The organism is Marinomonas sp. CT5, from assembly GCF_018336975.1.
Lineage (GTDB): Bacteria > Pseudomonadota > Gammaproteobacteria > Pseudomonadales > Marinomonadaceae > Marinomonas.
This window is the reverse complement of the sequence record NZ_CP025572.1, coordinates 1,039,065-1,059,219: the sequence shown is the minus strand read 5'-3', so window position 1 is coordinate 1,059,219 and position 20,155 is coordinate 1,039,065. Positions and strand designations below refer to the sequence as shown.

General features: G+C 42.5%; 17 protein-coding genes. 6 read left to right on the top strand and 11 right to left on the bottom strand.

Features of this window, described 5'->3' with window-relative positions; genetic code table 11:
• Positions 1-15: 15 nt before the first annotated feature.
• Positions 16-2,205, bottom strand: a complete 2,190-nt coding sequence (locus C0J08_RS05030) for a malate synthase G (RefSeq protein ID WP_212655014.1) — start codon at positions 2,203-2,205, stop codon at positions 16-18.
• Between the two features lie 182 nt (positions 2,206-2,387).
• Here C0J08_RS05030 and C0J08_RS05025 point away from each other — a divergent pair, with 182 nt between their 5' ends.
• On the top strand, positions 2,388-3,875 hold the full coding sequence (locus C0J08_RS05025; RefSeq protein ID WP_249344512.1) for a DUF3612 domain-containing protein: 1,488 nt from the start codon (positions 2,388-2,390) through the stop codon (positions 3,873-3,875).
• Between the two features lie 73 nt (positions 3,876-3,948).
• Here the strand turns inward: C0J08_RS05025 and C0J08_RS05020 are convergent, their stop codons facing one another.
• The gene (locus tag C0J08_RS05020; protein WP_212655012.1) at positions 3,949-5,298 is read right to left on the bottom strand and encodes an alpha/beta hydrolase family protein; all 1,350 of its coding nucleotides are present in this window, start codon (positions 5,296-5,298) and stop codon (positions 3,949-3,951) included.
• A 223-nt stretch (positions 5,299-5,521) separates the two neighbouring features.
• Between C0J08_RS05020 and C0J08_RS05015 the strand changes: the two genes are divergently transcribed.
• Together C0J08_RS05015 and C0J08_RS05010 are read left to right on the top strand one after the other, a co-directional pair.
• Entirely contained in the window at positions 5,522-6,577 is a 1,056-nt protein-coding gene (locus tag C0J08_RS05015; RefSeq protein WP_212655011.1) for a LacI family DNA-binding transcriptional regulator, read from the top strand.
• 98 nt (positions 6,578-6,675) lie between these two features.
• Positions 6,676-7,887, top strand: a complete 1,212-nt coding sequence (locus C0J08_RS05010; RefSeq protein ID WP_212655010.1) for a phosphoribosyltransferase family protein — start codon at positions 6,676-6,678, stop codon at positions 7,885-7,887.
• A gap of 53 nt (positions 7,888-7,940) precedes the next feature.
• On the opposite strand, the gene C0J08_RS05005 is transcribed toward C0J08_RS05010, so the two are convergent.
• Positions 7,941-8,831 carry a LysR family transcriptional regulator gene (locus C0J08_RS05005; RefSeq protein ID WP_212655009.1) on the bottom strand — a complete coding sequence of 297 codons (891 nt, stop codon included), beginning with the start codon at positions 8,829-8,831 and terminating at the stop codon, positions 7,941-7,943.
• Between the two features lie 108 nt (positions 8,832-8,939).
• On the opposite strand from C0J08_RS05005, the gene C0J08_RS05000 reads away from it, so the two are divergent.
• On the top strand, positions 8,940-9,929 hold the full coding sequence (locus tag C0J08_RS05000; RefSeq protein ID WP_212655008.1) for an NAD-dependent epimerase/dehydratase family protein: 990 nt from the start codon (positions 8,940-8,942) through the stop codon (positions 9,927-9,929).
• Positions 9,930-9,987: 58 nt separating this feature from the next.
• Here the strand turns inward: C0J08_RS05000 and C0J08_RS04995 are convergent, their stop codons facing one another.
• The 4 genes from C0J08_RS04995 to C0J08_RS04980 all read right to left on the bottom strand — a co-directional run bounded on the left by C0J08_RS04995 (position 9,988) and on the right by C0J08_RS04980 (position 12,044).
• Positions 9,988-10,572, bottom strand: coding sequence for a hypothetical protein (locus tag C0J08_RS04995; RefSeq protein ID WP_212655007.1), 585 nt, complete (start codon positions 10,570-10,572; stop codon positions 9,988-9,990).
• 187 nt (positions 10,573-10,759) lie between these two features.
• Entirely contained in the window at positions 10,760-11,023 is a 264-nt protein-coding gene (locus tag C0J08_RS04990) for a DksA/TraR family C4-type zinc finger protein (RefSeq protein ID WP_212655006.1), read from the bottom strand.
• A 27-nt stretch (positions 11,024-11,050) separates the two neighbouring features.
• The gene (locus C0J08_RS04985) at positions 11,051-11,686 is read right to left on the bottom strand and encodes a LysE family translocator (protein WP_212655005.1); all 636 of its coding nucleotides are present in this window, start codon (positions 11,684-11,686) and stop codon (positions 11,051-11,053) included.
• Between the two features lie 43 nt (positions 11,687-11,729).
• A complete protein-coding gene (locus tag C0J08_RS04980; RefSeq protein WP_212655004.1) occupies positions 11,730-12,044 on the bottom strand; it encodes a DUF2834 domain-containing protein in 315 nt (104 codons plus the stop codon).
• 268 nt (positions 12,045-12,312) lie between these two features.
• Between C0J08_RS04980 and C0J08_RS04975 the strand changes: the two genes are divergently transcribed.
• Both C0J08_RS04975 and C0J08_RS04970 read left to right on the top strand, forming a co-directional pair.
• Positions 12,313-12,897 (top strand): HupE/UreJ family protein, encoded by a 585-nt coding sequence (locus tag C0J08_RS04975; protein WP_212655003.1) that lies wholly within the window; start codon positions 12,313-12,315, stop codon positions 12,895-12,897.
• Positions 12,898-13,119: 222 nt separating this feature from the next.
• A complete protein-coding gene (locus tag C0J08_RS04970) occupies positions 13,120-15,315 on the top strand; it encodes a bifunctional diguanylate cyclase/phosphodiesterase (protein WP_212655002.1) in 2,196 nt (731 codons plus the stop codon).
• Between the two features lie 64 nt (positions 15,316-15,379).
• Here the strand turns inward: C0J08_RS04970 and C0J08_RS04965 are convergent, their stop codons facing one another.
• From C0J08_RS04965 to ectA, 4 genes are all read right to left on the bottom strand, one after another.
• On the bottom strand, positions 15,380-16,822 hold the full coding sequence (locus C0J08_RS04965) for an aspartate kinase (RefSeq protein ID WP_212655001.1): 1,443 nt from the start codon (positions 16,820-16,822) through the stop codon (positions 15,380-15,382).
• A gap of 483 nt (positions 16,823-17,305) precedes the next feature.
• Positions 17,306-17,695 carry an ectoine synthase gene (locus tag C0J08_RS04960; RefSeq protein WP_067013657.1) on the bottom strand — a complete coding sequence of 130 codons (390 nt, stop codon included), beginning with the start codon at positions 17,693-17,695 and terminating at the stop codon, positions 17,306-17,308.
• 147 nt (positions 17,696-17,842) lie between these two features.
• On the bottom strand, positions 17,843-19,156 hold the full coding sequence (gene ectB / locus C0J08_RS04955; protein WP_212655000.1) for a diaminobutyrate--2-oxoglutarate transaminase: 1,314 nt from the start codon (positions 19,154-19,156) through the stop codon (positions 17,843-17,845).
• 109 nt (positions 19,157-19,265) lie between these two features.
• Positions 19,266-19,757, bottom strand: coding sequence for a diaminobutyrate acetyltransferase (gene ectA / locus C0J08_RS04950; protein ID WP_212654999.1), 492 nt, complete (start codon positions 19,755-19,757; stop codon positions 19,266-19,268).
• Positions 19,758-20,155 lie beyond the last annotated feature (398 nt).

Below are 20,155 nucleotides of genomic sequence, written 5' to 3'. Positions count from 1 at the left end.
ACAATTCATTCGTTTTCAGTGCGTGTCCTTTACCTGTATTCGGTAGGCATGTAGCAAGGGCTCTGTATAACCGTTAGGTTGAATAGCACCTTTGAAGATCAAATCCTGCGCGGCTTTGAAAGCGACGCTATTGGCATTGTTCGCCATCGGACGATATCCCTCGGTGGCTTTATTTTGTTCATCGACCACCAATGCCATGCGTTGCATCACCTCATCAATTTGCTCTTTGCTACAGATTCCATGCAGAAACCAGTTCGCCAAGTGCTGACTGGAGATTCGCAAAGTGGCGCGGTCTTCCATCAAGCCCACGTTGTTAATATCAGGGACTTTTGAACAACCAACGCCCGCTTCTACCCAGCGCACCACATAACCAAGTAACCCTTGAACGTTGTTTTCGATTTCACGTTCGATCACTTGCTGCGACAAAGTAAGGTTGCTTGGAATCGTTGGGATAGTTAATAGATCCGTTAGATTCGCTTTTGGGCGGTGTTTAATACGCTCCTGCACTTCAAACACATTCACTTGGTGATAATGCAATGCGTGCAATGTGGCCGCCGTTGGTGATGGCACCCAAGCTGTATTGGCACCCGCTTTAGGGTGAGCAATTTTCGTTGTCATCATGGCCGCCATTTCATCTGGCATTGCCCACATGCCTTTGCCAATTTGTGCTCTGCCTGGCAAACCACATTGCAATCCAATGTCTACATTGCGGTTCTCGTAAGCTTGGATCCAAGGTTGATTCTTGATTTGCTCCTTTGGCAAAAAGGCACCCGCTTGCATGCTGGTGTGAATTTCATCGCCAGTACGATCTAGAAAACCAGTATTGATGAAGAAGACTCTTGATTGCGCCTGACGAATGCACTCTTTCAAGTTCAGGGTGGTGCGACGCTCTTCATCCATAATGCCGATCTTGATCGTGTTTTCGGGCAAACCTAGCATTTGCTCAACGCGAGAAAACAATTCGCAGCTAAACGCGACTTCTTCAGGGCCATGCATTTTTGGCTTCACAATGTAGATACTGCCAGTGCGGCTATTTCTCATTCGGCTATGGGCAGTACGCTGTAAATCCAAAGCGCCAATCAAGCTGGTCACCACGGCATCGATAATGCCTTCGGGAACAAAGTTTCCCAGCTCGTCTTGCATCAAGTCGCATTCCATCAAGTGGCCAACATTACGAACCAATAACAGAGAACGACCATGCAAACGGTATTCTTGGTTATTTAAATCCGTAAAAATACGATCAGGATTCATGCGGCGTGTTTGCGTTTGCCCATCTTTGTTAAAGCTGGCTTCCAGCGTACCTTGCATCAGTCCTAACCAGTTGCGATACACTTCTATTTTGTCTTCCGCATCCACCGCGGCGACGGAATCTTCACAATCAATAATGGTGCTTAGGGCTGACTCAATTAAAATGTCATTGATATTAGCTGGGTCATTTGCGCCATTTTTTCCATTACGATCAAATTGAATTTCAACGTGCAAACCATGGTTTTTTAGCAATATGGCTTCTGGCTCACTGCGCTGCCCATTCACGGCCACCAGCTGACAAGGCTGTTGCAAACCGGTTTGGCTACCATCTTGGAAAAAGGCCAATAAATGGTGGTAATAAACCATGTAACTGATGACGTCATGGTGAGAGCCAGACTCCAATGGAAACACTTGGTCCAAAAAGTCTTTCGCTTTGGCAATAACCGCTTCACCACGAGCAGGGTTGTAACCTTTATTGTCCAAAACAGTCGTTTCTAAGCCCGATGTTTTCGCAATCACATCCGTACCGTAAAAAGCGTCGTACAAACTGCCCCAACGAGCGTTGGCAGCATTCAGTGCAAAACGCGCATTTTTAACGGGCACCACCAACTGAGGGCCAGCAAGACTCGCGATCTCTTCATCGACATTTGAAGTGGTAACGGTGAAGTTTTCCCCCTCTTCGACTAAGTAACCAATCTTACGTAGGAAAGCGTCATACGCCTTGATGTCTATCTCTTGACCTTTGTGGTCAATATGCCATTGGTCAATCTGCTGCTGCATCGCATCGCGAGTCGCCAAAAGTTGACGATTAATAGGCGATAAATCAGCGATTAATTGCTCAAGATCACGCCAAAATTTTGTTGGTTCAATCGTGTGAAGCGGTAGCACTTCTTCATTGATGAAGTGGCAAAACCCTGGATGAATCACACTGTTATTTTTAGCTTGGGGCATATTCATCTCGCTTTCCTTCTTTCTCTTATCGTTCTGATTCTTAGGGTTAGCAATGCGTTTAAACTCTCTAACGATTGCTTGATTTATAGTCTATGCCCGTCTAATCTAAAATTTCACAATAAGAATTACACAGTGTAAATTTTACAAAAATGAAAAATAAAAATAGCCTCAACCGCAAGGCCCATTTTTTGGGCACAAAGATCCGCAACCTGCGTAAACGCAACCGTTTGACGATGGAAGACCTCTCGGCCCGCTGCATAAAAGTCGACGCAGAATCAGCACCATCTGTGTCATATTTATCCATGATCGAAAGGGGAAAACGCATCCCAAGTGAAGACGTTTTGGAAGTGATTGCCAGCGTTTTTCAAAAAGATGTTGACTGGTTTTTGGATGACATTCCGGAAGAAGAAGCCATTACCCCAACCAAAGGATCTGGCGGTGGTATCGATGGCATGGCGTTAGAGCCAAACTTTTTGTTTTCCAAAGAAATACTGCAAATCGCCATCCCTGAAATGCTTTCTCAGACTGGCACCAGCGGTCGTCAATTTGCTCATTTATTGATTCGCGCCCACCAAGAACATCATCAAAATCATTTCCCAGATTTAGAACGTGCGGCGGAAGAAGTGGGACTCAAACGCTTACCATTGAGCCTTGATGAAATTATCGCCATTACTAAACAGATGGGCTTACAAATCAAATGGTTCCGCAAAACACCACTGGCGGTTTTACAAGAAATGGGCATTGATGAAAGCCATGTAGTGACGTCTTTTTTTGATCCGCCAGGCACAATTTACATCAACCAAATCATGAAAAATCAGCCTCAGCGTCTGAAATACAATCTTGCGGTACACATAGGCCACACGGTATTACATGACAAAGACGGACTAAAGAACGTCTTAGTCACTGGGCGAAATGAGATATCGCCACTACAAGCGAAAGCCGCCAAAATTCAATCATCAGGTATGGATGCTCAGGATATTTTGTTTGCTTGGCGAGACTTTGAATGTAGCTTTTTTGCTGGTGCACTGCTGTGTCCTAAAGTGCCATTTAGGCAAATGCTGGACCGCAATGGCTACGAAATTAATACCGCACAACTGGCGGGGGTTTCTGAATCCGTGACCATGCGCCGCATGACAGCGGCGTCACCTTATCCCCACTGGCATTATTTCGATGCTTATGCGCCAGGTAAACTAAAGGCTGTGTATCGTGGTAATGGCATCCCTCTGCCTTGGGGCAATATGAGCATGGTCGAAGACCCGTGTCAGCACTGGTCTGTGTTTCGAAAAATCAGCGAACCAAGTACAGGCACGTCAGCACAAATATCGATTCTTAATGTTGGCGACGAGCCACGCATTTACGCTTGTGAGTCGGTCAAAGTGCAAGACCTTGCAGGCAACAGCCACGTACTTTGCTCTGGCATTGATCTGAACCCCGCCATTGATGCCCAAGGCAAAGACGCCCTCTCCATCGCCGCTGATTTACGGGAAGCTTGCGTTACCAAAGGAGGCTCATCCCAAATCCCGAGAAGCATTAAAAAAGACCTCATGAGCGTGGCGAAAATTCTCAATATTAATTGGGTAGAACGCGGCATAGACAATGACGCACGTTTGATTTGTTCACGCGGTGCCGTTTGCCCAAGGAAACCGAGCTGTTATCAACAGTGTGAAGCAAGATAAAAAATAAGACCCAAAAGACAATTCATTTTTTGGGTCTTATTCAAACAATCCATTTATTTGGCGAAAAGCCGTTTTAAGAACCCGCTTTTAAGCTTTCCAATTTCAAGCCACTTGCGCTTCTATTAGGAAAACCTTTCCAGTAGGTATTATCTGGTTTGTCCATGCCATTTTTGTCTTTGCTCCATTTCCCGTCATTGGATACGGGAACAAGATCAAAGTAACTCGACATGGTGGCATCCTGTTTTAAGTACTTGCCCAGCCAAGCGGTAATGAAATGAGTTGAAATATTGTTCATTCTTACATTGTCCCAAACAGGATCAAGGTAATGCATGCTTAGGTTAAAGCCCAAGTCCGGAGACAGCACATTGGCTTCTTTTGGTGGTGCCATTGGGGCACCTGCATTGTGATTGGCATATTCAAACGTCAGCAAAGAGCGATCCACTCCGCTTGCCGATTTCCATAATGCTCGCACACCCTCTTCGTAGCCGACCACATCGTCTTCTGAGCCAGCAATAAAGAGCATCGGAACTCGAATGCCTTTTGTGGTGTTTGAATCCATAAAGTGTCTTTTCATTCCAGCTGGGGCGAAAGTCACTGCGGTTTTAATTCGCTTATCAGCTAGAGCTAAATATTCTTTGCTGCCACTCAAGTACTGGTCCAAAGTGCCTTTTGGAGTAGAAAACAAGCCTTCTCGTTGATCCAAAGCGTATTGCGTTAAGCCACCGCCCACGGTCACAACCGTACCGTAGCCGCCCATTGAATAAGCAATGATTCCTGTGTTATCGGCATCAACTAAATTATACAAAAAGGACGTTTTATCTTTGGCTAACTGGCTAATTTGATCCAAAACAAACAACTGGTCCTTGGTTCTATTCACCAAACTTGAGCTGACTTTAGACAAGGTGCTGTAGGTAGAATCCGTATGATCAATTGACACGACCACATAGCCTTTTGAGGCAATATTTTCAGCGATCGGCGACATTAAAAAGCGATTACCAGGATAACCATGGGACATAATCACCAAGGGGAATGCTTGCTTTGTACTGGCAGGCTTCGCGCCTAAAATGGCCTTACCATGTAAATCAACGAGTGTTTTGCCATCTCGCATATAGGCTTTAAGCACCCGAGAACCGCTAGAGTTAGCCTGTGCAGGATACCAAACCTCAACAGTTAAAGGGCGATCATAATAGGGAAAGGCATCGCCTTCTTTTCTATTCATATCCGTATTCAAAATATCAATTTGATCTTTATGAATAAAATCTAATTGTCTAACACCAACCGTTTGTTCTCCATAGGCGGCCAGCTCGGGAGCATCCGCGCGTATTGTATCGATTCTGTTTTCCGCTCTTAGTGCAGAAAATGGGATACAGGATGCGACCAATAGAGTTAAGGCGCATCGGGTCATCGGCTTATTTATCATCATAACCATCCTTATTATCTTTATTTTTTGAAGACTAAAACGCTTACCAAGCAGCATTAAATTTCATCATTGGGTAATCGATTAACCAATCAAAGTATAAACAAGGTATTCCTTCCTGCTCAAGCCCTAAAGTATTCCCAACTCAATGAATCAAGCCGCTTGCTTGTTGCCCCAATCAAACGCAGTTAGAATCTTTACACGCCAAAACCTTTACTAAGGATATCTCATGCCGCCCAGCCAACGTCGTAAACAAAAACTCTCAACAAGCAGCAGAGTGTCTTTGGCTATGGTGGCGGCTCACGCCAAAGTATCGACGGCAACGGCTTCGCGTATTATTAACGGCATTACCAACAAGGCATCTGAACAAACCATCATACAAGTCAAAAAAGCGGTGGAAGAACTTGGTTACCGGCCAGCAAGTATTGGCAGAGCCTTGAGGTGTCAAGAAAGCCGCATGGTTGGCGTATTAGCAGCGAGTTTGGCAAATCCAACCATGTCTGCCATAGCCTCCTCAATAGAGTGGTCATTAAGAGACGAAGGCTACATCATGTCCCTTTGTGACACCCATGAAGAAGCCGACATTCAAGACGAATATTTGCGAGAAATGCAGTCTCAACTTGCGCGAGCCGTGGTCATTATTGGTGCCGTGCAAAGTGAACTGTTAAGCGATTATCGTGATAACGGTACTACGCTCCTTTTTGTTAATCGCCCTGCACCAGACCAAACGAACAGCCATTATGTCGGCATCAACAATTACCAAGCGGGTATTGATGTGGCCAATATCCTTTTGCAAAATGGCAAACAACACATTGGGATTATTCATGCGTCTTTGGCATTGACCGCGGCTGCCGAACGGCGAAGAGGTTTGCTAGACAGGTTGGCTGAGGCTGGCATTCTCCCAGAAGATATTCCTCATGCTCACGCAGAAGGACTTAATCATTTGGAAGTTGGCTACAAAAGTATGCAGACTTTTTTGGAGATACCCAAAAGACCTGATGTCATTGTTTGTCTAAGCGATATGCTCGCTTATGGCGCCTATCGTCTCACTCAGGAAATGGGGTTAGATGCTCTGGAAGATATCACTTTTTTCGGTTTTGACGACAACCCGCTTAACCCTTGGATTGCGAGCTGGCTCAACTCAGTTGGCGTTCCTGCTAGCTTGTATGGTCCAGCCACCGTAGCCACCTTAAAAGCCATTTGGAATCAATCACCTCCCACTGACCCCGTGTATCTAGCGCATCAATTTCGCTTGACGAAAAAGATCGTATTGCCCAACAAATAACTAAAAAATACCATTTATCCTCAATCAGCCCTATCGAAAAAAGCCTACAAGTATTAAAATCAGCGCAAATTCCCCTACCCTTAAGTTAAGGATCTCTCATGACTTTGTCGACCGGTCAGGCTACTAATGTCGTCGTTGTTAGTAACTCCTCCGATAATCCTTTTGCAATTGATGTTGCTTATGCAATGGGTCAACACGAAGACATCGCTGATTTGATCAGCATGAAGCAATTCATGAACTCAGAGTTTTGCCCACGTTTTATCTCAGACGAAGCCGATTTTGATAACATTGGCCGTAAACTCAAGGGAAAAGCTGTCATCATAGTAAGTACTGGCAGTCACGTAAAAAGTCGCCAAGAATTAGCAATGTCCAACCTGATTATCGCCCGCGCCGCCAAAGAAAACGGAGCTGACCGCGTTATTCTTGTCGAACCCGACCTTTTCTACAGCGCACAGGATCGTGGTCCTCACCAAAGTTTAGGTGAAACCAGCTTTGAGCGTGACATCCATGATGTGAAAAAATTCGATGGTCAGCCATTCACTGCCAAGCTTTATGCTCAATTATTGAAGCTTTCTGGTGTGGACACTGTAATGACGATTCACAACCATTCTGATTCCGTTCAAAAAATGTTTACCGAAGTGTTTGAAGGCGACTTCCATAACTTAATCCCTTATGAGATTTATGCCCACTACTTGTTAAATTCAAACATTCTAAATTACGGCAAAGATGGTGAAGGTTTGGTGCTGTGCGCCCCAGACAAAGGCGCTCGTGATTTCGTAAAAGAAATGTTTAAAACATTGGGCCTGAGCAAAGCGAAATTCATCATGCTTGATAAAGACCGTACGGCGGAGCGTAAAGTAGAAATCACGCTTCACAAAGAGAGTGAGCATACTTTCGACGGCCTAGATGGTGCGAGCATTGTGTTGTTTGACGATATGGTTCGCACCGGCTCTACCGTCGTGAAATCTTGCCAATTCTTACAACAAATCAACCCTGAGCGCATGGTGTTTGCCGTATCACACTTCTATGCCAGCGATGAAGGTCGTGAGCGCATGGCGCACCCAGCGATTGGTGAAATCTTAACGTTAAATACCTTACCGACTATTTTGAACCGTGACGAACAAGGTCGTTTGCGTAAGAAAATGGTGGTATTAAAAGTTGAGAAATGGCTTGCTCAAGAACTTTGCAACATCCTTGATTTGCCACAAACTCATGAGCCAAATCCATACAAAATTGATATGTCGTCTAAAAACCCTCGTTTTAAACGCAAAATTTGGTTTAGTGAAGAACTATCTGAATTGAAGAGCTAGCGTTAGATGCAGCTCAGCACAAGATGCTGTTGAGCTGCACTTTCTCTGATCAACTAACCTACATAGCTTTGCATCCCTACCACCAATTGATCAAAGACAGCGTTGCATGCAGCATTCTTTCTCAGGTCTTCGTGCATGGTGACCCACGACTCCATGTCAAAACAAAAGTCTTCTTCCAATAAGCGAACCAGATTATCGTCTTGTTCAGCTAAACCAACCTGACACAAACCAATTCCTACGCCCGCACGAGTCAAGGCCAATTGCGCCACATTACTGTCGGTACGAAAACGAAACGTATGTTTATCAATTGGAAAAGGCAGTGTTTTGGTTACATTGCGAATGTAATCGGTCAAGCGATCAAAGCCAATTAGACAGTGGTTTTCAAGATCAGCCAATGTTGTTGGAGTGGCATATTTTTCAAGATAGATTTTATGCGCAAAAAAACCAACGGGAATACGACCAATTCGCCGTGCGATTAATTGAGTTTGCGTTGGGCGAAATAAACGTATGGCAATATCCGCCTCACGATTAAGCAAATCTTGCACCTTGTCTGATAATAATAATTCGATATTGACCTGAGGTAATGTTTCAGCAATTTGGGCTAGAATATCAGGTAACACCTCAATGGCCAGTACTTCGCTGGTAGTGACTCTAACCGTGCCCTGAACACCCTCACCATGACAGGTTGCAACACGCTCCATTGAGGCGGCAACATTTGCCATTTCACGGGCTGGAAGTAATAGAGCATTTGCCGCTTCGGTAGGCATCAAACCGCCTTGAGTGCGGATGAACAAAGTCATATCGAAAGCGCGTTCCAATTCCGAAATATGCCGCCCAATAGTGGGTTGCGTTGAACCTAATGCTCGCGCAGCGCCCGACAACGAACCTTCCTGCATCACGCCCAGAAATGATCGATACCAATCCCATCCAATTTTTTCATTCATACAAAAATGTATAACCGCTCCATTGTTTTCAACAATTTCTTTTAACAAAGAGAATATCTAAGCTTGCTTGATCAATCTAGTTATTTAGCAATTGCCTCTGGAGAAACGATGAAACCACTACAAAACGAAAAACCTAAAGTACTGGTATTAGGTGCCACTGGTGGAATTGGTAGCGAGCTGACTCGTCAACTTAATCAAGCAGGATGGCATATCAATGCACTCAAAAGAGAGACTTCCCAAACACAAAAAAATGACCATATCACTTGGTTTCAAGGTGACGCACTTAATCAATCCGATGTAGAAAAAGCCGCACAAGGCTGTAGTGTAATCTTTCATTGTGTGAACCCTGCTGGCTATAAGAACTGGGACACCTTGGGGTTACCTATGTTAGAAAATACGATTACTGTAGCCAAGAAGACACAAGCTTGTGTGGTGTTCCCTGGCAATATTTATAACTATGGTGAAGACGCTTTTCCCTTATTGCAGGAAACCTCTCCCCAACACCCATCGACAAAAAAAGGTCGTATTCGGGTAAAAATGGAAAACCGCTTAGAAGATTTTGCCAAACAAGGTGGGCAGGTCATTATCGTGAGAGCGGGGGATTTTTTCGGAGCAACCGCGCCAAGCAGCTGGTTTTCTCAAGGCCTGATCAAACCGAACAAAGCAGTAAGAACCATCAATAATCCTTCTAAATCAAACATTGGTCATCAGTGGTCTTACCTACCCGATGTGGCAGCCACCATGGTCAAATTAATCGACACTCGCGATACGTTAAAAGCGTTCTCTACATTTCACATGGCCGGTTTTTGGGATGAAGATGGCACACAAATGGCTAACGCCATTCGTCGCTCAGTGGAAAAAAACACTGGCAGAACACCCAAAATTAGAGCTTTCCCATGGTGGATAATGTCTTTAATGGTGCCATTCAACGAAACACTAAAAGAACTGATGGAAATGAAGTATCTATGGCAACGACCTATTCGCATGGACAACAGTAAGTTAGTTCAAAAGATAGGAAAAGAACCTGCCACTCCCATTGATATAGCGGTAGAAGAAACCTTGAAAGGACTTAATTGCTTCGGTGAAAAACTAAAATAATGTATAAAAAATGCCGCGTATGCGCGGCATTTTTCTTCATTTCGTTTTGCGTTATTTATTAAGCACGAAAAGCTAATAAAAGGATGTCTTTGATTTTACGATCGATTTCTACTTGCGCCGTTTCAAAGTCGGCTTTTTCAACCTTGTATAAGAAAGGCTGAACACCACGCAACTTCTTAATGGCCTGAGGATCTTCTGCCAACAAAACCGCTACATAAGAAAAAGCATCGTAATAAGGAAACGCTTGTTCCTTCAGAGCATTCAAGTAGGAATCCACAGACTCCTCTCCAAACACTTGTTTAATAGCCGTCACCGCACCGAATACAGCCACGCCTTCACATAAAGCCGGTACTTTTGCGCCTTCGTAACCCACTGGATACTGGCCACGTACCATTTCTTGAATCACATCGGCTAGCAACATGACATCATTACTGAAAACTCTTGCTGGCATATGGATTTTGTAGCGATATGGCTCGTCAGCGTGCTCAAATACGGCACTTGGTTTCGCAATGTCATCCCAAACCTCAAAGCCATCAAATTTGGCTTCTTCTACGGCTTCACCAAATAGAAATTCGACAGCAGGCAACCAAGCCGCACGTAGTTTTTCTAATTTATTTACTTCTGTTGCGTAAGCGTCTGCCACAGTCTCACCCTTATTAATTCTGAAAGAAACAGAGTATCAAGCTCATGGCTAAGACACCCATTTATATAGGCGAAACCTTACCATAATGCGGAAGTTCAAGCAGGAAAAATTCATATTTAAATAGGCAGATTCGATGGAGAATACAGGAACGAATATCAATGAAATGTACAAAAATGAGTTGTCGTCGTTATCTTAACTGACTGTCTTTGCTACCTGCACGGTTATACAAAGACGCTCGGCCCTTCTTCTCTTGCTCAGATTGACACTGGATACACAAACGCACACCTTGAATGGCTTTACGACGAGGCTCCGGGATTATTGCGTCACACTCTTCACAATGAGTAAGACTATCACCTTTAGGCATGCTGTTTTTTGCGCGCTCTACTTCGGAATCAACCGTCGCGTCTATTTGATCTTGCACCGCACCGTCTTGCGCCCAGCCGCTTGCCATAATCCCCTCCTCTCCCGCTAAATTGACCTATCGATTACTCAACAATATGCCGCCGCCCATGCTAATAAACAAGCCACCCGTTATTTTAGTAATTTTGTTTTCCATTTTTTTGAGCGAAAAATGCTTTCCTAAACGTGCAATCCCAAAAGCATAACCAATATGTACACAAGTCACGATAGCGCAGATGCTAATAAACATGATCAAAAACTGCATATAGGCTGGCGATTCGAGCGTTAAAAACTGCGGTAAGAAAGCCGACAAAAAAATCAGTGTTTTAGGATTGCTGGCCGAGACCAAGAAAGCTTCACCAAACAATGCAAATCCCGTTTTCGTCGAATTAGTGATAGCCGCTTTATCGATCGAATCAAAAGTCGATGTCTTTTTGGATCTGAGGGCTTTAATACCAAGATAAATCAAATAACTTCCACCCAACACTTTCATCACCAGAAACCATACAGGCAAAGTTTGCAGCAAAGCGCCAACACCCAAAGCAACTAGGCAAACAATTAAAAACTGACAAAACAAATTACCAAAAATCGTGATAAAGGCCGATTCCCAACCGAATTGAATACTATTTTTGAGTACTAACAATACATTTGGCCCAGGTGACAAGGTGGTCACCAAGTAAGCCAAACAAAACAAAGTCCATAAATGAAAGCTCATATTGAATCCTTAAATTTGCTACTAAGTGGCACTCACTTTGTTTTTACCTTGCGCGAGTCTGTCTTTCTCGTAAATAAAGGTAGAGAGGTAACCCGCAAGAGACGCCTACGCTTAAAGTTCCTACAATAGCGATATATCGCCATTTCACTTGGTTCTTTTGACCATCATGGAGAATAAAACCCAACAGAGTAATGGCCGCAACAAACACATCCAACCAGGCAAAAATACTGATGGGATTTGCCATCATTTCAGTGAAAAACTGAGGAATATCAATCCCGTTTTGCATTAGCCAAGGAACAAAAGCGCCATAAGGAATCAAGGTTCCAAGAATAGCTAAGACTAAATAAAACATAACCATCGTTTACCTCCATGTATCTCTTATACATTTAATAAAAATCAACTAAGTATGAACACTCGTACTCACTCTAAAAACAATACCACAAACTAATATTCTCTTTATCTTAATTTTTTGTTTAACCTGAATGATTCGTTTCTACCTAATAACATCATTCAATTTACCCTAGTTTTAGGTGTGTTAGAATCCTCACACCCAGCCGCAAGAGCGGTGGTTCGAACAAACTATTTCGTAAGATCTTATTCATATTTATCTATTTGGAGACAATACCATGCGTTTATCTTCGCTTAAAATGGGATTAGCTGCCCTTGTTGCGGCACTACCTGCTCTTGCATTTGCTCACCCTGGACACGAACATACAACCAGCTTCATGACAGGTTTCATGCACCCAATGGGTGGTTTGGACCATTTACTGGCTATGCTGGCAATCGGTCTATGGGCGGCTAGCCTTGGCGGTCGTGCTTTATGGATTGTGCCTACGGCTTTTGTAGGGACTATGCTAATAGGAGGTGGCTTGGCTATTGCTGGCGTACAAGTTCCTTTCATTGAACAAGGCATTGTCCTATCAGTGATTCTAATGGGTGCTTTATTAGTAGGCGCGGCTCGTTTCCCTGTTGCTGTTTGCGCAGGCATTGCCGGTTTGTTCGCACTTTTCCATGGCGCGGCTCACGGTTTAGAAATGCCTCTAGATGCTAATGGTGCAGAATACGCCTTGGGGTTTGCATTAGCCACAGTGTTATTACACGTAGCAGGTATCGGCTTTGGTATAACAGTTGCACGTTTCCAAGCCCCTATCGTGACTCGTATAACAGGTAGTTTAATTGCCATTGCTGGATTATTTTTAGCACTGGGGTAATTAATCTTCGCTCGCAAAAAACGAGAATAAAAGCGACGATGTTTATGAAAATATCGTCGCTTTTTATTTTTCAAACAAGACACCGATGTTTCTTACTAACACCTAACTCGGAACTTTATAATGATAAAGTCTCAATACTTTTAAAAATTTTATGTGTATGATTTATCTCAATGTACGATTTATTTCAGTGTATCTCTTAACCATTAACTAAAGGGTTATTAGTTGAAGAAAGCAGAGTTTAAGCCGCCTTCCGCCGTGATTTTTTCCTTGATTGCCTTTTGCATAATTGCGGTATTGGGCTGTTATTGGACTCAATCAACCAATACCTCCATTATCAAACAACAAGAATCTCTTTTAAGTGGCCTATCTCGCACTCAAGCTTCTGTTTTAGAACGCCGTCTTTCTGCCGCCTTTACATCCGCACAAATTCTAGCTTATGAAGTAGAGCAGAATCGTGGCAGCGGTGAATGGTTTGACAATTTCGCCGATAAACTTATCAAATCCATTGGCGGCATAGAAAACCTTCAACTTGCACCAGACGGCATTATTTCTAATATCTACCCGCTAGCAGGAAATGAATCCGCTATTGGGTTGGACATACTAAGCAATGAACAATTTCAAGAAGCCGCTTTATTAGCGATTAAAAACCATCAATTAATTGCGATTGGACCCGTTTCCTTAGTACAAGGAGGCATTGCCGTTATTAGTCGAGCGCCTATTTTTTTAAATAAAGGAACTCAACACGAACTTTTTTGGGGATTTGCTTCCGCGGTTATTTATTTAGATAACCTTTTGGAAGCTACGAAATTGAAACAGTTAGAAAGCGAAGGCTATCAATACAGCCTTTCAAGAAAACACGCCACAACAAAAGAAACGATCCTCTTATCTTCTTCAATTACACCACTTGCTGAAATTCAGGCATCAACGAACCTTATTCTGCCTGTAGGTACTTGGACCCTTAAAATTAGTCGGGCATTAGATAATCAATTAAAAGAACGAAAGATAATAGGCTATATGATTAGCCTCATCGTAGCATTCCTATTATCCATTGCTTTATACGCCATCCTCCTACAGCCATTGAAACTCCGCAAATTAGTCAAAGAAAAAACATCTGAACTCCAAGAACTCGCTTACAAAGACCCCCTTACTGGTTTGCCAAATCGGCGTTACTTACAAGACCGTCTACCAGACATCTTATACAAAAATCAGAAACAGAAACGTGTATCTGCTTTTGTATACTTTGACTTGGATAATTTTAAACAAATTAATGACACCATTGGCCATGATGTCGGAGATCATATTCTGAATATTGTTGGAACAAGGCTCAACCAACTGACAAGCACATCAGATTTAGTTGTGCGATTGGGCGGTGATGAATTCGGTATCTTATTAAGTAATATCCTTGATTATAAACAAGCAGAAGAGCGAGCAAACCAAATCTTAGAATGCATTCGAATTCCAGCGAAAGTCGATGATAAAGAATTTATACTGAGTACGTCACTAGGGATTGCCATGATTCCAGAGCATGGCTATGACCTTGTTACCATTATGCAAAACGCGGATATGGCGATGTATCAAGCCAAGCTAATGGGTAAAAATCAGCATGCCTTTTATACTGAAAAAATGAAAATCAGCACCCATAACCTTGTTAAGGCTGAAAGTGATTTAACACTCGCATTGCAACGCAATGAATTTGAAATGTATTTCCAACCACAGTTTGATTTACATACTGATAAAGTATTCGGAGCTGAAGCATTAATTCGTTGGAACCATCCTGAAAAAGGCCTTATTTTTCCTGACGATTTTATTTTCCTTGCTCAAAATACCGGAAAAATTGTAGAACTAGGTTATTGGGTGCTCGAAAATAGCATTGCCTATTTAGCACAACGTCTAGAAGATGGCCGACCAGATATATTGCTTCATATTAACCTTGCTTCAGAGCAATTATCGGACCCAAAACTTGTTAAGGCAGTTCAAGAACTATTATCTAAATATCAAGTTCCGCCTCACCTGATTGGTTTCGAGATCACCGAAACATCGATTCTTCAGGACATCCATCTTGCTAGACATTTACTTCAAACCCTTAAAGATATGGGAATATGCATCGCCATTGATGATTTTGGTACTGGTTATTCGTCCCTTTCTCAGCTTAAAAACCTTCCTGTGGACTTGCTAAAAATTGATCGTAGCTTTGTAATGGACCTAGAAAATGACCCTGATGATCGAAAAATCGTTGAGGCCATTATTGCCATGGCTCACAAGCTAAACATCAAAGTGTTAGCGGAAGGTATAGAGACCAGAGAGCAATGGAAAATGCTTGAAGCATTCCAATGTGACTTTGGGCAAGGTTATTACGTCGGTAAAGCCGTTACAGCAAAAGAATTTAATGAAGGTAAACCAATCAAACATCAGAATTAAGCGCTGACAAAAAAGCCCCAAGTATCAGTACTTGGGACTTTGAATGACAAATAATTTTAGGTCATTAAGACGCTAAACAAATAGCTCGACCATGGTTATGCACTTCAACCAACTCTTTGTGAAGGCTGCAAATGGCTTTTTCGTAGTCTTCTTCATCAACCACAAACTGCATATCTACTTGACGCATAGATTGGTGCATTGCCAATACGTTAACTTCTTGTTCAGCAATCGCTTTCACCGCTTTCGCTAACATACCGGTCGTTTTCATATCACTGCCGATAGCCGATACAATGGCTACTTTACGCTGTGTAATTTCAGCGTCCTCAAAGCGCTCGTGGAGTACTCGCATCACTCGCTTCAAGGTTTTAAGGTTGATCGCCAAATAATGAGTAATGGTATTAGCATTAATATCTTTCGCGATGATATGAGCATTGAACTGTCTTAATACTTTAAGAATATCCACATCGAACTTATCGATATCCCCCGCCATATCTTGATCAAATAGCTCAACCGCAAAGACACCACGACAACCAGCAATAATCTCAACACAAGGCGCATCACTCACATAATCGCCCGTAATAAGTGTACCTGTGTGCTCTGGTTCAAAGGTGTTTTTCACCCGTAACGAGATACCACTTTGACGTAGACCTTTAGCCGCTTTCGGGTGGATGGCCTCCATACCCAGGTTAGCAAGTTGGTCAGCCACATCATAGTTAGTACGACCAATTGGTACGGCGTTGGTTTCGCCAACTAAACGCGGGTCAGCACTGCTTAAATGGAACTCTTTGTGGATAACGGCTTCGTGAGCTTCTGTCAAAACAGCAATTCGGCTGAACGTCATTTCGCTGTAACCACGGTCAAAAGTCGACATCAAGCCCGTTTCACTGTGAGCGTAGCCTGTTGCAATAGGTAATTCTTTGCTCAAATCAATGTCTTTAAACGCATCTAAAATTCGCTCATCTAATGACATATGACTTGGGCTGTTCCAGCCAGTCAAATCAACAAATACCGCATTTACACCATCACGCTGTAGCAAATGCGCGGTATTCCAAGCACTGTGTGCTTCGCCAAGACTCGCCAACATTTCTCGTACGGTAGCAAGATGCTCGCTAATCGAAAAATGGCCATGCTGGCAAAGGCGGTGAAGATCCTCAAGACACTCTTGAGCTTCTTGTAAACGACTGTTTAGAAAGGCGTCAGCTTTATCACGTAACTCACCCGCTTCAAACAAACTGTGGTTAATCTCTAACATGGCGGTACGAACATCTTGTAACGCAGGGAACCAGTTATTTTGCTTACGCTCTTGAGCGAATAAGGCAAACACACCAGCATCGCCTGTTTTCTTGTGTTCTAGCAGCTGATCAGTCATACCAGCGTAGGCAGAAACAACGAAAATACGCTGATATATATTGTTTATTAAAGTAGGTTTGAAAATGATATTGTCACGAACTGAACGGTAGTCACTCATGGACGTGCCGCCAATTTTTTCAACTGTATGTTGTCCCATGATTTTTCCAATTAGTTAAGGGGCTAAAAGCCAACGTATGCCGAAATCTAAAACTGCCGCTATATTGTCATAAGGTTGCGGAAAATTTAAGCATTAATCACATTTTTTAAGCGCTTTAATTAACTTCCTAGCCGTGATGTCTTCAGCCTTTAGTTTGCATTCCTAATGAGTAGATTCACACAATTCGATAAGGCAAGATGGACAAAAAATAAATTTGAGCGAGGCGCTGAGGTAATGTTGCTATTTGAGCAGTGCGAGGCATTACAATTAAACAAAATCATTCTGTCCTCAAAATCATTTTGTTCAATCAATGACGATAAAGAAACGTTATCTGACATTCCAACATTGTCTTTTTAAACAAAGGAAGGTCGTATTTTCATTACATTTCAGCGACTACATAAACCTCAAAAAGATGACTTAAAATCTATCTATTCCATTGAGCTAAAAGCACCGCTTGATGCGGCGCTTTTTGATCTTTTCAGATTAATCCAGCAGCTCGTAAGCGCCTTCTGAGTTGTGTACTTCTTTACCCGTGATTGGAGGGTTAAATACACAAGCCAATTTCAATTCTTTAAACGCGCGCAAAGTATGGGCATCATGCTTATCAAGTACATAAACGACGCCAGGTTTAATATGATGTTTTTGGCCCGTCTCGCGGCTTTCTACTTCACCTTCTCCTGAAATGCAGTACACAGATTCAAGGTGGTTTTGATAGTGCATATCAAAATCTTTTCCTTCGTAAATCGTGGTGATGTGGAAAGAAAAGCCCATATTGTCTTCTTTTAATAAAAGACGTGTGCTTTCCCAGTTACCATCTGGTGAAACAACACGGCGTTCGGTTTTCTCACACTCTGCTAGATCACGTGCAAACATTATTTTCTCCTTATGATCCGAAGATCGCTTAAATGTCGGTAAAGAGTTACCAATAGAAACCTGAGGTTTTTTACTTACAATTTGCTTCACTCAGGTAAAAGGCAAAAGCCGCTTCGCAATAAGACAGCGGCTTTAGTAGAGAAGGAACTAGACAGCGATGTCGTAGTTCTCATCAAAATAGCTTTTCGCTTCAGGCATATCCTCTTCTTTGGCGCAAACATCACGAATAGCTCGCTCCAGAATATCAATACCCTGTTTTAGGTCTTCATCGCTAATAATCAAAGGACAAAGGAACTTAACCACTTGATCATCAGCACCAGAGGTCTCGATCATCAAGCCGTTTTGAAAACATTTTTTGGTAATTTTCTCAGCCAGTTCACCACTTACACAGTTGATACCGCGCATCATGCCTCGACCTTGAACAACGAAATTACCCTCACCAAATTCATTAACAATGGCTTGAGTACGTTGATGAATGTATTCACCTTTACGCTTGATTTCTTTTTCAAACGCATCATCTTTCCAATAGGTTTCGATTGCTGCTTTTGCCGTTACAAAAGCCAAATTATTACCTCGGAAAGTACCATTATGTTCACCTGGCTTCCATTCATCCAATTCTGGGCGCATCAGTACCACCGCAAACGGCAAACCATAGCCACTCAATGATTTTGACATGGTAACAATATCAGGCTTAATACCTGCACCTTCAAAACTGAAGAAGGTACCAGTACGGCCACAACCCGCTTGAATATCATCAACTATCAACAACACTCCGTGCTTCTTACAAACGGCTTCTAAATTTTTCAGCCAGTCAAAGCTTGCTACGTTGATACCACCTTCACCTTGCACCGTTTCAACAATAACGGCCGCTGGCGTATCCACACCGCTACTAGAATCTGACAAAACTTTGTCTAGGTATTCGGTTGTTTCAATACCATCACCTAAATAACCATCAAATGGGACGGTAGAAACACCTGCACCTAAGGTGGTTCCGGCTGCGCCACGGTGGTGTGAATTACCCGTTACAGACAAGGCACCCAAACTGCAACCATGGAAACCGTTAGTGAAACTAATGATATTTTCACGACCTGTAACATTACGAGCCAGCTTAAGGGCGGCTTCAACCGCATTTGTACCTGTCGGACCTGTAAACTGCATCATATATTCCAAGCCACGAGGCTCTAAAATATATTGTTTGAAAGACTCTAAAAACTCCCCCTTGGCTTTGGTATGCAAATCAAGGCCATGAGTAATACCATCTTCCATAATGTATTCGACTAGTTTTTCTTTAAAGACAGGGTTGTTATGACCATAATTCAATGTCCCTGCGCCAGCCAAGAAATCTAAGTATTTATTACCTTCCTCATCAAACAAATGAGCACCTTGTGCACGATTAAAAATTCGAGGGAAAGAGCGGGCATAAGATTGTACTTCGGATTCGATTTCATCAAAAATTTTCATATTTATATCATCCTTATAATTAATAAAAGTTACTTAAGAGTGTGAGGTAGAAGACACATGGAAGAGCGAAAAAAGATTTCTCAAGCTCAACATAAATCTTCCCTTCTTATTAAATTGGGCCAATTGTGACAAGGTGCTCGGTATCATGTTTTCCTTGGAAATGTTCTTCTTTATCAAACATGACAGATTCTTTTAAAGGAGCACCTAAATGCTCAGCGAGACGTCTAAACAAAGCCCAAGAGCCTTCATTTGACGCTGTAATACTGGTTTCGATGTAATGCACACCTGAACAGCTGGATCGTTCAAGCAGTGATGAAACCATTTTTTTGGCTAAACCCTGCCCGCGAGCTTTTTCACTCACAGCGACTTGCCAAACAAACAGAGTATTCATTTTGCTGGGAAGGATATAACCAGAGACAAAACCGGCTAACTCTCCATCGTCCCACTTCGCAGCAACAGACGTATCACTAAAATGACTGGCTTGTAACAAATTGCAGTAAACAGAATTTGTATCTAGAGGAGGACATGCGGCCACCAACTGATTAACTGCCATTCCATCTATTGAACTAGGCTTCGACAACGTTATTTTGTCTGAATTCATAATCATATCCATTAGAAATCAAAGTATTAATATCCAGTTAAACTTATAAATCTAATCAGTAAAGATAGTAGTATCGACTGATATATAAGAACTTAATGTCAATAAACTGGTTCTAAACATCAAAATAATTTGATGTCTAATTATTCTACCTAAAAGCTTTTATATGTCCAGCTTTTATTTAGAGAACTAACCATTACAACCATAAGCTTATAAATTCATCCACTTTCTAATTCCTTAGAAAACCATTAAAAAACAATAGAATTCAGTATAAACATTCATTTTTTGTTGCATATGTAGGGTGAAATTCGGAAAATCCCGTCCCTATTCGGAGCTTTTGCCTTTTCGGTTAATTTTTACTGATTAAATAGGAACCGTAATAAAAGTTAAAAAAGGTACCG